Source organism: Pseudoduganella sp. R-34 (assembly GCF_049904655.1).
Lineage (GTDB): Bacteria > Pseudomonadota > Gammaproteobacteria > Burkholderiales > Burkholderiaceae_D > Rugamonas.
This window is the reverse complement of sequence record NZ_CP184572.1, coordinates 3875702-3890210: the sequence shown is the minus strand read 5'-3', so window position 1 is coordinate 3890210 and position 14509 is coordinate 3875702. Positions and strand designations below refer to the sequence as shown.

At 69.4% G+C, this 14509-nt stretch carries 11 protein-coding genes and 1 pseudogene; 10 read left to right on the top strand and 2 right to left on the bottom strand.

The annotated features are described in order from the left end of the window. Positions 1 to 39 precede the first annotated feature (39 nt). The 10 genes from ACN9MW_RS17800 to tssA are packed head-to-tail and all read left to right on the top strand — an operon-like array spanning position 40 to position 12259. Positions 40 to 243 (top strand): hypothetical protein, encoded by a 204-nt coding sequence (locus ACN9MW_RS17800; RefSeq protein ID WP_426161777.1) that lies wholly within the window; start codon positions 40 to 42, stop codon positions 241 to 243. Then, positions 240 to 1109 (top strand): substrate-binding periplasmic protein, encoded by an 870-nt coding sequence (locus ACN9MW_RS17795; protein ID WP_426161776.1) that lies wholly within the window; start codon positions 240 to 242, stop codon positions 1107 to 1109. Before ACN9MW_RS17800 ends, ACN9MW_RS17795 begins: the two co-directional genes overlap by 4 nt. Beyond that, entirely contained in the window at positions 1106 to 2419 is a 1314-nt protein-coding gene (locus ACN9MW_RS17790; protein ID WP_426161775.1) for a dicarboxylate/amino acid:cation symporter, read from the top strand. Before ACN9MW_RS17795 ends, ACN9MW_RS17790 begins: the two co-directional genes overlap by 4 nt. Positions 2420 to 2429: 10 nt before the next feature. Beyond that, a complete protein-coding gene (locus ACN9MW_RS17785) occupies positions 2430 to 3836 on the top strand; it encodes a cation:dicarboxylate symporter family transporter (protein ID WP_426161774.1) in 1407 nt (468 codons plus the stop codon). A gap of 8 nt (positions 3837 to 3844) precedes the next feature. After that, complete coding sequence (locus ACN9MW_RS17780; protein ID WP_426161773.1) at positions 3845 to 4348, top strand: hypothetical protein; 504 nt, start codon at positions 3845 to 3847, stop codon at positions 4346 to 4348. Positions 4349 to 4362: 14 nt separating this feature from the next. Continuing rightward, the gene (tssK, locus tag ACN9MW_RS17775) at positions 4363 to 5688 is read left to right on the top strand and encodes a type VI secretion system baseplate subunit TssK (RefSeq protein WP_426161772.1); all 1326 of its coding nucleotides are present in this window, start codon (positions 4363 to 4365) and stop codon (positions 5686 to 5688) included. Positions 5689 to 5690: 2 nt separating this feature from the next. Beyond that, positions 5691 to 6467 carry a DotU family type IV/VI secretion system protein gene (locus tag ACN9MW_RS17770; protein ID WP_426161771.1) on the top strand — a complete coding sequence of 259 codons (777 nt, stop codon included), beginning with the start codon at positions 5691 to 5693 and terminating at the stop codon, positions 6465 to 6467. Continuing rightward, positions 6389 to 10501, top strand: coding sequence for a type VI secretion protein IcmF/TssM N-terminal domain-containing protein (locus ACN9MW_RS17765; protein WP_426161770.1), 4113 nt, complete (start codon positions 6389 to 6391; stop codon positions 10499 to 10501). Before ACN9MW_RS17770 ends, ACN9MW_RS17765 begins: the two co-directional genes overlap by 79 nt. Before the next feature lie 7 nt (positions 10502 to 10508). Next, a complete protein-coding gene (locus ACN9MW_RS17760; RefSeq protein WP_426161769.1) occupies positions 10509 to 11159 on the top strand; it encodes a formyltransferase family protein in 651 nt (216 codons plus the stop codon). Between the two features lie 2 nt (positions 11160 to 11161). Beyond that, entirely contained in the window at positions 11162 to 12259 is a 1098-nt protein-coding gene (gene tssA, locus ACN9MW_RS17755; protein ID WP_426161768.1) for a type VI secretion system protein TssA, read from the top strand. Positions 12260 to 12274: 15 nt separating this feature from the next. On the opposite strand, the gene ACN9MW_RS17750 is transcribed toward tssA, so the two are convergent. Both ACN9MW_RS17750 and ACN9MW_RS17745 read right to left on the bottom strand, forming a co-directional pair. Further along, complete coding sequence (locus ACN9MW_RS17750) at positions 12275 to 12580, bottom strand: hypothetical protein (protein ID WP_426161767.1); 306 nt, start codon at positions 12578 to 12580, stop codon at positions 12275 to 12277. A gap of 82 nt (positions 12581 to 12662) precedes the next feature. Next, a pseudogene (locus ACN9MW_RS17745) lies at positions 12663 to 14135 on the bottom strand (DNA translocase FtsK); the annotation flags it as partial. Positions 14136 to 14509: the final 374 nt, after the last annotated feature.

Here is a 14509-nt window from a genome sequence, read left to right as displayed (position 1 = left end):
CCCGGATCCGGACAGACAGGTGCGATGATGGAATACCGATTGAGCCTGACACCCCGCCTGCTGGCAGTGGGATCATGCGGCGTGGTGGCCTTGCTGGTGCTGATGTTTGCGCTGGGCTTCCAGTTCGGCGTGCGCATGTCGGAGGCGGCCGTACATGCGCCGCAAGTCCTGGCAGCGGCGCCGCAATCGGCCGCCCCGGCCGTGGCCGCGCCGCCGGCCCCGGTCGCGCAGGAGGCGCCATGAACGCCCGCCTGGCCCGCCTGGCATCCCCGGTGCTGCTGGCCATGGGCCTGATGTCCGCGCCCGCAACGTCGGCGGCGGCAACAGCCAGTGCTGCGCTGCCGCCGGCCTCGCCGCTGGTACGCACCGCCGATGGCCGCCTGCTGGCGCCCGATATCGCCCGCATTGTCGAGCGTGGCGAGCTGGTGATCGCCATGTACCAGGTCGACAGCCCGCCGTTCTACGCGCAGAAGGACGGCGTGATGAGCGGGATCGACATCGAGCTGGCGCAGGCGATTGCCGGGGAACTGGGCGTGAAGCTACGCTTCGACCGCAGTTCCAGCAGCGTCGATGCAGTGGTGGAAATGGTCGGCAACGGCCAGGCCGACCTGGGCATCAGCCGCCTCGGGCGCACCTTGCGGCGCAGCCAGATGGTGCTGTTTTCGACGCCCTACCTGGTGCTGGGCCACGCCATGCTGATCCACCGTGTACGCTTCGCCGAAAGATACGGCAAGCAGCCGTTGAAGGAAGCCATGCGCAACTTCGAAGGACCGTTGGGCGTGATGGCCAACACATCGTGGGTGGAGTTCGCCCGGCGCGACTTCCCGGCGGCCCGCTTGCAACCGTATCCCACCTGGCAGGCGCTGGTCGATGCGGTGCGCCGCGGCGAAGTGCTGGCCGCCTATCGCGACGAGCTGGCAGTGCGCGAGGTGCTGGAGCAGGACCCGCGCCTGGCGCTCAGCCTACGCACGGTGACATTCACCGATGCGCAAACGGCGCTGAGCGTGATGGTGGGCGTGCGCGACGGCACCTTGCTGGCGTTCGTCAATGAGGTGATTGCATCGCGCGCCGGCAGGCGCCCTCCCGGCGACAGGAGGATCAAGCCATGAGCGCACTGGCCCAGCTTGCCGGCCCGCTGCCCGCAGCTGCCTGGCGGCGCGTGCGGTCCCTGGCCATCAATCCTTTGGTGGTCCTGGCCTGCGTGCTGCTGGGAGGGGCGATCGGCTGGGCCGCTCCGGCGGCCGGCCTGCGCCTGGCGGTAGTCGGCAGCGTCTACGTCAACCTGCTGACCATGGTGGTGCTGCCGTTCATGATGTCGGCCGTGGTGCTGAGCCTGCAGACCCTGTACCGCGAAGGCGGCACCGGCAGGATTGCGCGGCGCGTGGTGCTGGTGTTCGTGCTGCTGGCACTGGCGGCCGCCGTGCTGGCTACTGCCGGCACGCTGGTGCTGCACCCGGGCGAGAACCTGTCGGACGCCACAAGGCAGGAGCTGGGCCAGCTGGTTGGCGGCGATGCTGACCAGACCAATACCGCCATGGCCTTGCACCAGGCGGATGTCGCGCCGCCGGCGGCGACGGCGCAGGACATCGTACGGCGGCTGGTGCCCTCGAATATCTTCGCGGCCCTGGCCGAAGGCGAAACCCTGAAAGTGCTGGTTTTTGCGTTGTTGTTCGGGGTATCGGTCGGACAGGTCCCCGAGCGCATCGCCGGCGGCCTGCAACAGGCGCTGCAATCCGTGTACGAAGCCTGCCAGACCTTGACGCGCTGGATCAACCTGCCGCTGCCGCTGGTCGTGGTATGCATGACAGCCGGCCAGGTGGCGCATACCGGCGTCGTTGCGATGGCGGCAATGGCCGGCTATGTGCTGGGATTCCTGTTCGTCAGCGCCCTGGTGATCTGCCTGGCCGTGCTGTTGCTGCGCCAGCGCACAGGCGGCGAGCTGAAACCGGTGTTGAAGGCCATGCGCGAACCGTTTGCGCTTGGCGTGGCAACCAACAACAGCGCCGCCTGCATGCCGGCCATGGTGGAGGCGCTGGCGGGCCGCCTGGGCTTTGCGCGGGCCCGCGTGGAATTGCTGGTGCCGCTGTGCACGGCCCTGCTGCGCGCCGGCCCGGTCGTCTATTTCGTCAGCGGCACCATGTTCATCGCGGCCCTGTACGGGCGTACGCTGGGGCCGGGAGAACTGGTGCTGCTGGCAGCGGTGGCGGCGCTGACCGGCTTCGCTTCGTCCGGCATGGGCGGGGTGGCGACGGTAGCGCTGATGGGCACGGTCTGCGCGTACTTCTCGCTGCCGTTCGAAGCAGCTTTCGTGCTTTTTGTTGCGGTCGATCCGCTGTGCGCGATGGCGCGTACCGCAGTGAGCGTGCTGGTGGGCTGCGCTGCGGTGTCGCTGATCTGCGCTCGGCCGCTCGGCTTGTGAGGGACATGCCATGAAAGCGCTGCACGCCATCCTGCACCAGCCAGCGGCCTTGCTGGCAGCCATGCTGCTGGGAGCGTGGTGCGGGCTGGCCTGGCCCGCCGCCAGCCCGCTGTTTGCGGCGCTGGCGGCACTCTACCTGTCGCTGGTGCAGGCTGCCACGCTGCCGTTCCTGGCCTTGGCGGTGTACTTCGGCCTGCAGCGCAGCGTTGCCGGCGGGGCGCCTTGGGGGCGCCTTGCCTGGCTGCTGGCGGCGGGGCTGGCCGGCATGCTCGCCTGTGCGCTGGCGGGAGCCCTGCTGACCAGCGCCGCGGCCGGTGGCGCCGGCATGGCCCCGGACCAGGCGGCGGCGTTGGGCCGCCTGACAGCGCGCGATGAGATCGGGGCGCCGATCAGCCTGCGCGGCGATGCGCCGCCGGCGGCCATGCCGGCGTCCCCCGACCTGGTGCCGGCCAACCTGTATGCAGCCCTGGCGGCGGGCGCCGTGCCTTCGGTGCTGGTGGGCGTGATCCTGTTCGGCGCCGCGGTCGCCGCACAGAAAATGGAGAGGGTGGCGCAACTTGGCAGCATCCTTGAGGCAGTCTACCGCGGCCTGGAAGGGGTGATCGGACTAGTCAATACCGGCCTGCCGCTGATCGCCTTCGTGCTGGCGGCGGCTGCAGTTGGCGCCGCCGGCACGGAAATCAGCCTGCTGGGCGGCTTCCTTGGAAGCTGGGCCGTGGCGGCGCTGCTGGCATCGGGCCTGGCGCTGGCGGCCCTGTGCTGGCGGCTCAAGTCGGCGCCGGCGCCGGTGCTGTCGGCATTGCGCATGCCGTTGACAGTGTGCCTGTTCTCGCCGGTAGGCACGGCCGCGCTGCCGGAATTCATTGAAGCGCTCAGCGTACGGCTCGGCTTCGCGCGCGGCACGGTGGAATTGCTGGCTTCCGCATTTCCGGTGTTCTTGCGCAGCGGCGAAGCGCTGTTCCACGCGGTGCTGGCTGTCTACGCGGCCAATATCTACGGCCATGCCCTGGCCTTGCAGGACCTTGTGCTATTGGCCCTGTTGTCCTGTTGGTTCACGCTGGCCACCAGCGGCCTGCCGGGCGCCAAGGCCGCGCTGTGGTCCGGCGTGCTGCAGGCGCGCTTCGGGCTGCCGCTGGATGCCCTGTTGCCCGTCCTGGTGGCTGTTGAAGTGTTGTGCGAAGGCACCCGCAGCCTGGTGTCCTATCTTACGGCGGCAGCCCTGGTGGCCCTGTCTGCCGAGCCGGGGCGCTTGCCGGCGGCAACGGCGCGCGACAGCGTGCAAGGGGCGTCCGTGGTGCTGGTGCTGGGGCGGCGGCAGGCGGTACTGAGCCTGCTGCTGTTGGGCGGCACCTTGCTGCTGGTCTTTTGCGCCGGGCTCGGGGCCGGCCTGCGCAAGCACCTGCTGGCCACTTTTTAGGAGACGCCATGAGATACGCGAAGCCTGCCGCCCACCTGCTGGCGGCGTTATTGGCGGCCGGCGTGCTGGCCGCCTGCGGCACGCTGGCCAGCCTGGCTGGCGGTCCGCGTCCGCAAGCGCCGCGCTGGCAGACGCTGGCCCTGGCCGCCGCCGACAATGCCAACGGCAACAGCGCGCTGGCGGTGGACGTGGTGCTGGTCAAGGACAAGGGCGTGCTCGATACACTGGCCGCCATGCCGGCCGCGCGCTACTTCGCAACGCGCGCCGACCTGCAGCGAACCTTTCCCGAAGCGCTGACCGTGCTGGCGGTGGAAATCACGCCGGGCCAGGTCATCCAGCTCGAGCCGAAGCGCTTTGGCGCGGAACGGGCCTGGGCCGCGCTGGCCTTCGCCAACTATGCGGCGCCGGGCGAACACCGCGCACGGCTGCTGCTCGAACGCGGCGGCTATGTCCTGCAACTGAACGCCCAGGGCTTTGTCGCGAGCGACATCCGGCCTGGCGCCGCCCACTGAAAGAAGGAGCCGCCATGGCCGAAGCACGCTTGTCCGAACATATCCAGTGGCATGAAGGAATGCTCCTGGCGCCCCAGCATTTCCAGCAGGAGAGTGCGCGCGTCGACGCGCTGGTGGGCTGGCAAACCCTGGCCGGCCAGCCGGCCGCCTGGGGCGTGCGGCGGCTGGAAGTCGACGAAGCGCTGCTTGGCAACGGCCTGCTGCGCATTACCGCCATCGAGGCCATCCTGCCGGACGGCATGGCGGTGCACTACGACGCGGCGCTGGCCCAGGGCCATGCGCTGGAGCTGGACCTGGCTCCATATCGCAACAGCATGGAACAGCAGCCATTGCCGGTCTACCTGGCGGTCGGCAGCGCGCGCTCGCTGCGGCTGGCGGGCCAGCCGGCCCGGTTCCGCCGCATCGCGGGCAGCCTGGTCGAGGATGAAGTGTCGGAGGCGCTGGCCGAAGAAGTGCCGCGCATGGCGGCCAACCTGGCCCTGATGGCCGGCACGATGCCAGGCGCCGCCTATGTCTCGCTGCAGCTGATGCAATTGACGCGCGAGAACGAGGCGGTGCGGCGCGCCCCGTTCTGGCCGGCGCAGCTCACGGTGGCGCCGCAGGCGCCGCTGCTGGAGCGTGCCAAGGCGCTTGCGGCGCAGATGCGCGGCAAGGCGCTGTTCCTGGCACGCCAGAGCGCAGCCGGTTCTTCGTTGCCGGAAGAGAGGCTGGCCTTGCTGGAACTGCGCTCGCGCCTGGCCAGCCTGACGCTGCACCTGCCGCTGCTGGAAGCGGCCGTCTTCGCGCCGCAGGTGCAGCCGCTGCCGCTCTACCTGGCGCTGTGCGCGCAACTGGGGCCGCTTGCTGCGCTGCGTCCCGGGGCGGTGCCGCTGGCGCCGCCGGTGTACCTGCATGCGGACAGCCATTGCGCTTTCGAGCAGGTGCTGGACAACCTGGAAGACCTGGCCGGGGAAGTGAGCCAGGAATGGCGCAGCCACACCTTCCGCGACGAGGGGCGGGTATTTGCCTTGCCGATCGAGGAAGCATGGCTGGGTGCGCGCCTGGTGGTGGGCTTGCGCGGCCAGGACGAGCGCGGCTTGCAGGACTGGATGGAACGCGCAGTGATCGGTTCGCGCACGGTATCGACGTCGCTGGCCGAACGCAGGGTGCCCGGCGCGGCGCGCTGGCTGATCGACGGCGCGCCCGAACTGGGCCTGCGCGGCGGCGCCGGCTGGAGCCTGTTTGCCATCGAAGCGGCGCCGCAGTTCATCGTGGCGGGACAGGACCTGCTGCTTAGCAACCAGCTGGAGCACTCGCAAGCCGGCCGCCCGCGCGAAGTGGTGCTCTTTGTGAAAGACTGATCATGACCAGCTACGACACCAGTGCCGGCGGCGACGACTTTGCCTCGGCCCAGATGCGCGCCTTCTTCGGCGTGCTGCAGCAGGAGGTGGCGGCCGCCGTGCGCCTGGGTGAAGGCGAGGGCCGCAGCGGGGCCGACGCCCTGAGCCAGCGCCTGTGCGCGCTGATCGAGGAGCAGGCGCGCGAAGCGGGGCGCGTGGCCGGCCGCAGCGGGGCCGACGCCGCGGCGCAGGCGCGCTACCTGAAGGCGGCACTGGCCGACGAGATCCTGCTGCATACCGACTGGGCCGGACGCCAGCATTGGCAACATGTGCTGCTGGAGGCGGTGCTGTTCCAGACCAGCCAGGCCGGCCAACGGGTGTTTGCCGACATCGACCAGTTGCTGCGCGAACGGGAGCCGGCCCAGCGCAGCCAGGCGCGCATGTTCCTGCATGTCCTGGCGCTGGGCTTCCAGGGCAGCTATCGCGATGGACCGAGCCTGGCGCCGCTGGCCGCCTACCGCCGCGAGCTGTTCCAGTTTGCCTACCAGCGCGCGCCGGGACTGGGCGGGCGCGACGCGGTACTGAGCGACCAGCCATATGCCAGCACGCTGGCCCACCTCGGCACGCGGCGCCTGGCAAGCCTGAGCCGGCGCTACCTGGCGCTCGGGCTGGTCCTGTTGATCCTGCTGGGTCTATCCGAAGTGCTCTGGCTGTGGCAATCGTGGCCGGTGCGCGAGGCGCTGGCGGCGCCGGCCATGGCGTGGTCGGGCCCTCCGCCGGCAAAGGGGCTGCCATGCTGAACTTCCTGTCCGATAACCTGGCCATCGTCAGCCTGCTCCTGGTGACGCTGCTGGTGCTGGCCTTGCTGGCCGTGGTCGTCAGCGCGGCCTTGCGTGCCCCCGGCCAGGACGCGGCCGCCGCTGCCGCGGCGCCGAAACTGGCCAGCGATTCGCTGCGCCAGTCGTTCCGCACCGCGCTGGAGCTGATCGAAGCCAATCTCGCCACGCGCGCTGAACGGTACAAGCTGTGCTGGACCCTGGTGCTGGACGAAGGCAGCGGCGCCGGCCTGCCGCTGGCGCAATCGGGCCTGCCCAGCGCCCTGAGCGCCGACAGCAGCCAGAGCGCCGCGGCGCTCGGCGTGGGCTGGCACTTTTTCGACCAGGGCGTGGTGGCGCAGCTGCAGGCCAGCCAGCTTGGCTCGCCCGACCCGGACAGCGCGGCCAATACCGGCATCTGGGACGACTTCATCGCCCTGTGCCGCAAGTACCGCCCGCAACGGCCGTTCGACGCCATCGTGCTGGCCCTGCCTTGCTCGGCCCTGCTGGCCTCGGATGCGCAAGGCCAGCAGGAACTGGCGGCGCGCGCCAAGGCCATCCATCGCCGCCTGTGGCTGGCGCAGAACCGCCTGGCCCTGCGTTTTCCGTTGCACATCGTGATCACCGAATGCGAGCAGGTACCCGGTTTCGCCGCCTTCGCCGCCGCCTTGCCCGAGGCGCTGCGCCGTTCCATGCTGGGATGGGCGGCGCCGTATGAAGTGGTGGCACCGTTCCGCGAAGCCTGGGTCGACGCGGCGATGGACCAGGTGACGGGCAGCGTGGCCGATGCCTGCGCCGAACTGTGCGCGCTGGAAGGCAGCGATGGCGGCAGTTCCGCCTATTTCCTGCTGCCGGCGCAGCTGGAACGCCTGCGCAGTGGCCTGAAGCTGTTTTGCGGGGAGCTGATGCGCCCCAGCACCTACCACGAGCCGTTCCTGCTGCGCGGCATCTACCTGAGCGGCGATTGCAGCGCCGCCTTGCCGGCGGGCCAGGCCGAGCCGGCGGTGCAGCAAGGCGCAGCGCCGGCAGGCCACGGCATGCCGGCCTTCCTGCGCGATATTTTCGAGCGCAAGATCTTCGCGGAAATGGGCTTGCTGCGCGGCGCTTCCCGGCCGCGGCGCCCGGCATTGAGCCATGCCGGCCGGCTTGCGCTGTGGGCGGTGCCGGCCATGTGGGGCGTCGGGCTGGTCGTCGCCACCGTGCAGCTGGCGCAGCAAGGCGGCGCTGCGCACGACTACCTGCTGCGGCAGTCGCTGGCGGACAGCGCGGCCGACGCCGCCAGTCCCCAGGCAGGCCAGCAGCGCACGGTAGACGCCTTGCGCAGCCTGGAACAACTGGGAGCGCGCCGTTTCTCCTCGGTCTTCATGCCAGGTTCCTGGGCGCTTTTCGACAAGCTGCATGGCCGCCTGCAACAGCGCCTGGCGCAGGACTTTGCGCAGCACGCTTTCGAGCCCCTGCGCCGCGCCGCGCTGGCGCAGGCCTCGGCCCTGACCGGGGTGCCGCGCGACCCGGCGGGGCAGTTGATCCCCGGTGCGCAATGCAGCCTGCCGGCGCGCTGGAGCGAGGCTGCGGGATCGGCGCGCGCACTGAACCTGGAAGACTTGCCGCAATACCTCGGCATGCTGCAATACCTGGACCAGCTCGACCGGCTCGACGGGGCGCTGCAAGCCTTGCGGCGCCTGCAGGATCCCGGGGCGGCGCCGGCCACGGGAGACGACCTGGCGCTGGCGGTGCGCGTGCTGCTGGGCGTGCAACTGCAAGGCCTGCCGCCACGCACGGCGGCCATGTTCCGCGCCACGGCGCAGCAGTTGCCGGCCCTGGACCTGGCGCCGATGCAGCAGGCCGCACGCTGCACGCTGCAACTGGCCAGCCATGCGCTGTATCGCCGCCTGTTCGATGGCAATGGCTTGCTGCGCGCCGAACAGGCCGTTGCTGCCAGCACGGCTGGCCTGCTCGACACCGCGCCGCGCTCGCCCGAACTGGCGGGTCAGCTGCAGCTATGGACAGCCCTGCGCGGCGCGCTCGATGACGAGAAGGCGATGCTGGCCACAGCCAAGGGCGGCTGGATGCGTGAAGGCACGGTCAACCTGGGCGCCGCGCACGAGGCGCTGCTGGCGCGCATTGCCGCCAACGGGCTGCTGGGCCCTGCGCTCGCGCGCGACAGCAAGGAGCGCGCGGCGCAGGGCTTCACCCGCTTCAAGGCCGCCTGGGACGGGCTGCTGGCAACGCCGCTGGCGATCGACGGCGGTAGCACCGGCCTGGCCTGGACCGAGGGACACTGGGCCTTCACGCCCGAGCGCAAACTGCTGCACGAGACGGTGACGGCGCTGCTGGCGCAGCCTTACATGAAAGAGGGCGCGCCGGCCCGCTTGCCCGACGTCCCGCCCGGCGCCACCATGGCCTGGGACAAGGGCCAGCTCGAACGCGCAGCCAGCATGGCTGAGGCACGCAAGGCCTTCCAGGCCGGCAGCTACCTGCACTTGCCGGCCCCCTTGCAGCTGCCCGCCGCGGCGCTGGTCGACCTCGCGCTGGCCGACAGTACCCACCATGCCCTGGCGCAGGCGGCCAGCATTGCGCCGGCCGCCTTGCCCAGCGCCGCCAGTGACGCCGAACGCGCCGCGGCACTGCGCGTGCGGGCCTTCCTCGAAGAACTGGGCGCGCGCCCTGCGCTGGCCGAACTGGATGCGGCGCTGGCGCGCGACGCGCTGACCCGCCTGCAGCGCATGGACGACTATTTCAGCGCAGCCGAGGTGTTCCAGCCGCGCGAGCGCAATTTCCAGTCGTGGAAGGGCGGCAAGGGGGCGCTGGCCGATGCCTTTGCCGGCGGCGTCGCCGGCGCGCTGCCGGACTACGTGGCGCAACAGCTTGAATTCATCGAGGTGGCGGGCAAGCAGGTGGAGGGCGTGCTGCCTCTGGCCGGCGCCACGGCGGCGGGCGCGCCGGCGGTTGCGCGCTGGCAGGGCATCGCGGCCGACCTGCGGCGCTACCGCCTGAAGAGCCCGACCAGTTCCCTGATCGCGCTGGAACAGTTCATCCTGCTGGGCGCGAGCGAGATCGACGCCGGCAATTGCCAGGACAAGCTGGCAGGGCGCGGCACGCCGCGGCGCGGCGCCGACCTGTTTGCCGAGCGCCTGGCCAGCCTGCAGGACAGCCTGCTGGCCCGCTGCCGCGAGCTGTCGGCCAATCAGTACAGGGCGGAATGGGAGCGTTTTGCCGAGGGCTACAACCGCGACCTCGGCAGGCGACTGCCGTTCGTGGCCTGGCCCGGCAGCGGCGGCGATACGGCGGCTGCCGCCGTCGACGAGGTGGGGGCTGCGCTGCGGCAGTATGAACGGGTGCGTGCCGCCGCTGCGCGGGCCGAGCGCGAGCCCGGGCGGCCGGTCGCCAGCGCCGCCGTGCGGCAGGCCGACCTGCAATGGCGCCGCGTGCGCGACGTGCTGGCGCCGCTGTTCCCGGCCGAGGAAGGCCAGGCCGGCGGCCTTGACGTAACGGCGCAGTTCCGCGTCAACGTCGCGGCGGAAGCGGAGGCCAACAAGATCATCGAATGGAGCCTGGCCATTGGCGCCAGCACGGTGCGCCAGGGCGAAACGCCGCGCGCCTTGCGCTGGGAGCCGGGCATGCCGGTGCTGCTGTCCTTGCGCTTCGCGCGCGACGGCATGGTGCAGCCGAAGGCGGAAGGCGGCCATCCGAACATGACGGTCGAGGCGCGCACCGTCAGCTATCGCTTCGACGATCCGTGGGCACTGTTCAGCTTTATCGGCGCCTACCGCGACGCCGACACCAGTGCCGGCGACGGGCGCGTGCCCTTGCTGCGCTTCGAATTTCCGCTGGCGCACAGCGAGCCGGCCGCACCTGACACGCGCGCCCGCGTGTTCGTGCGCCTGCTGGTCAGCGCCCCCGGCAAGCGCGCGCCCCTGGCCTGGCCGCTGGCGTGGCCGACGCATGCGCCGGCGTGGGAAGACCCAGCGCGGACCACCGAGCCGGCGCGCCGCACGGCGCAGGCGGCGCTGGGCGAGTGAGCGTGCCATGGACATGACCACCCCGGTCCGGATCGCGGTATTCGGCAGTTTCTACCGCGGCTTCCATGTGCTGAGCGAACTGCTCAAAGGCCCGCTGGGCCGCCAGGTGCTGGTTGCAGGCGTCGCGACCGATGACGCCGCGGCCAGCTTCGTCAATCCAGCGCGGCGGGTGTGGGCTTACCCGCATGGCGCTTGCGAGGAAGCGATGGTGGAGCAACTGGCCGGCGCACACGGGCTGCCGGTCTACAAGGGGCGGGTGAAATGCGAGGCCTTCTACCGCCTGTATGAAGACGAATGGCGGCCGGACCTGTGCATTGCCGCCACGTTCGGCCAGCGCATCGATGCGCGGCTGCGCAGCTATCCCCGCCATGGCTTCTATAACCTGCATCCCTGCATCGACGATGGCTGGCCGTCCGGCTATGCGGGGCCGAACCCCTTCCAGGCACTGCTGGATGACGGTTCCGACCACGTCGTCATCGCCTTGCATGAGGTGGACGAAGGCTTCGACACCGGTCGCCTCGTCGCGCTGTCGGAGCGCATCTATTTTCCTCCTGGCGCCTCCGTGGTCGACCTGCACAAGAGCACCTCGCCGCTGGCGGCCAAGTTCCTGGTACAACAGCTTGGCAAGCTCCTTGCCGGCACTTCAGAAAAGGCATAGCAATGAAAGCGATTCCCGATTTCCTGGTCAGCGCCGCCGAACAGCAATTGCTGGACGAATTGCTGGCGCCTGTGTCGCAGGACGCGCCGTGCGGGCCGCCGGCGCGCGACGATGCCGCCTTCACCGAGATCCGCCTGCTGCGCGAAGAAGACGACCCGAGCCTGCCGATGGGCCAATGGGAGCGTCCGTTGAAGGTCGCGCAGTGGCAGCAGGTTGCCCAGCGCTGCAGCGCCATGTTGGCCACGCGCTCGAAAGACTTGCAGCTCGCCGCATGGCTGGCCGAGGCCTGGATGCGCCAGCGAGGTTTCGTCGGCCTGTTGCACGGCTTGCGCCTGCTCGACGCGCTGTTGCGCGTATATTGGCCGGCATTGCATCCGCTGGTCGAGGACGACGGAGATTGCGATGCACGGCTGGCGCCCCTGGAATGGCTGAACGAGTCGCTGAGCGTGAGCATCCGCGTCCAGGCCCCATTGCTGTCGCTCGATGGCTTCAAGCCGCCGCGGGTCACCCTGGCGGAGTGGGAGTGCCTTGCGGCGCCGCGAGAAACGCCCAGCGCAGGACGCGACGGCCTGCCTGCGGCCACGCGCGGCGATATCCTGGCCGCCGGCGCAGCGCGGGCGGCGGAGCTGGCCGTCACGCTTGCCGCTGTAACGCATAGCCTTGATTACCTGCATTCGCTGTCGGCCATGCTGCACGCGCATCTGCAAGACCAGGCGCCCAAGCTGGGCAAGCTGCAAAGCGTGCTGGAAGCGGTCCAGCGCGTGCTGCAACAGATCCAGCCCGGCAAAGAGGAGGAAGAGGGCGCGGCGCCGGCTGCAGAGGAATCGGCGCTAGCAGTGCAAGCGGAAGCAGCGCCGGCGCCGCCGCCAAAGCTGGACCCGATCGTCGTCGGCCAATGGCGCGATCGCAACGAAGCCTATGTCACGCTCGATGCACTGGCCGACTACCTGGTGGCGGTGGAGCCGCATAGCCCGACGCCATTCCTGTTGCGTCGTGCCGCACGCTGGGGCCGCATGCCGTTGCCGGAAGTGCTGGCTGAAGTCATGCAGGAAGAAGGAGACCTGAACCGGCTGATGAACGTGATCGGCATCAAGTTCTAGCCTTGGCCCAGGCGCTCAATTTGCCAGGTGCGCAATCTCGAGCGAGCCGTGTTCGTCGAAGATCGGGCACTGTTCGGCCAGGGCAACGGCCTCGTTGAAATCGGCGGCCGCCAGCACCGAGTAACCGGCCAGTGAACTGCTGGACGATTTGGGGCCGGCGAGACGGGTGTCGATGTCGACGCTGGCGTGGGTCAGGCTGCCGCGGTCGAGCAAGCGGGCGCCCAGCGAATCGAACCAGCTTGCCCAGCGTTGCGGCGCATGCTGCCAGGCCTCGGCCGATCCGTCCGGCGCGCCGCGATAGACGAGCAGGAATCGCTCCATAGTGCCTCCTTGATCCAAACAAAGCTTCGATGCCAAATCTTAGCAATTGCCTTGCTTGAGGGCCGCACCGTTGACGGGGCGCTCAATCGGATGAGACAGGGACCAGGATCTCGCGGCTGCCATTGGTCGACATCGAAGACAGGATGCCGGCCGCCTCCATGTCTTCCACCATGCGCGCGGCGCGGTTGTACCCGATCCGGAGTTGGCGCTGGATGGACGAGATCGACGCGCGCCGCGTGCGGATGACAAAAGCCACTGCTTCGTCGTACAGCGGGTCGGTTTCGCCGGCGCTGACGTCGCCCAGGAGATCCGGCGCCGGTTCTTCGCTCGGCGTGCCGGCCAGGATCGCTTCTTCGTATTCGGGTTCGCCAAACTGTTTCAGGTAGTCGACCACGCGGTGCACTTCTTCGTCGGACACGAAGGCGCCGTGCACGCGCTGCGGGTAGCCGCTGCCGGGCGGCAGGAACAGCATGTCGCCGTGTCCGAGCAGGGTTTCGGCGCCCATCTGGTCAAGCACGGTGCGCGAATCGATCTTGGACGACACCTGGAAGGCGACGCGGGTCGGGATGTTGGCCTTGATCAGGCCCGTGATGACGTCGACGGAAGGACGCTGCGTGGCGAGGATCAGGTGGATGCCTGCGGCGCGGGCTTTCTGCGCCAGGCGCGCGATCAGTTCTTCGATCTTTTTCCCGGCCACCATCATCAGGTCGGCCAGTTCGTCGATGATGACGACAATGGTGGGCAGCGTCGACAACGGTTCCGGCGCATCCGGCGTGAGCGAGAACGGGTTCGTAATGTATTTTTCGGCGGCCTTGCCGTCGCGGATTTTCTGATTGAACCCGGCCAGGTTGCGCACGCCCAGCGCGGACATCAGCCGGTAGCGTTTTTCCATTTCGGCGACGCACCAGGTCAGCGCGTTGGCTGCCAGCTTCATGTCGGTGACCACGGGCGCCAGCAGGTGCGGGATGCCGTCATAGACGGACAGTTCCAGCATCTTCGGGTCGATCATGATCAGGCGCACGTCGGTCGGCGTGGCCTTGTACAGCAGAGAGACGATCATGGCATTGATCGCCACCGACTTGCCGGAACCGGTGGTGCCCGCAACCAGCATGTGCGGCGCACGCGCCAGGTCCGTCACGACCGGGGCGCCTGTAATGTCCTTGCCCATTGCCAGCGTCAATTGCGAGCGCGAGGCGCGGTAGGCGTCCGCTGCCAGTATCTCCGACAGCTGGATCATGTGCCGCCGCGTATTGGGCAACTCGAGGCCCATGCAGGTCTTGCCCGGAATGGTCTCGACCACCCGCACCGAAGTCACGGCCAGTGCGCGCGACAAGTCCTTCACCAGCGCCACAATCTGGGCGCCGCGCACGCCGATGGCCGGCTCGATCTCGAAACGGGTGATCACCGGACCGGCGGAAGCGCCAAGCACGGTGACCGGGACCTTGAATTCCTTGAGGCGCTGCTCGATCAGGCGAGCGGTTTCTTCCAGCTCGGCGCCGGAGACTTCGAACTTCGCCTCCGTATAGGCGTCTAGCAAGTCCAGGCCGGGAAGTTCGACGTCGGCTTCCGGTTGGGACATGAGCGTGATCGGCACCGCTGCCGGAACTGGCGGGGCTGGCGGCACTGCCGGCGGCGCGCTCGCAGGAGCCGGCGGCGGCTCGGCGTAAACAACAGGAACTGGTTCCTGCCAAGGCAGCGCCGGCGCCGGTACCGGAGCAGCCCGGAATGGCGTGTATTCCACCTCAACCGGCGTCGTTTCCAGCGCAGGCGGCTGTTGCGGCAGGCCGGGCGTCTCGTCGACCCACCTTGCTTCCGGCACAGGGCTCGTGATGGTGCGCACTTCGACCGCTGCGTGGATCACCTGCACTTCCACGATTGCCGGCAGCGGCACCTGGACCTGGACCGGCAGCGGAGCAGGCGTGTGTGCAG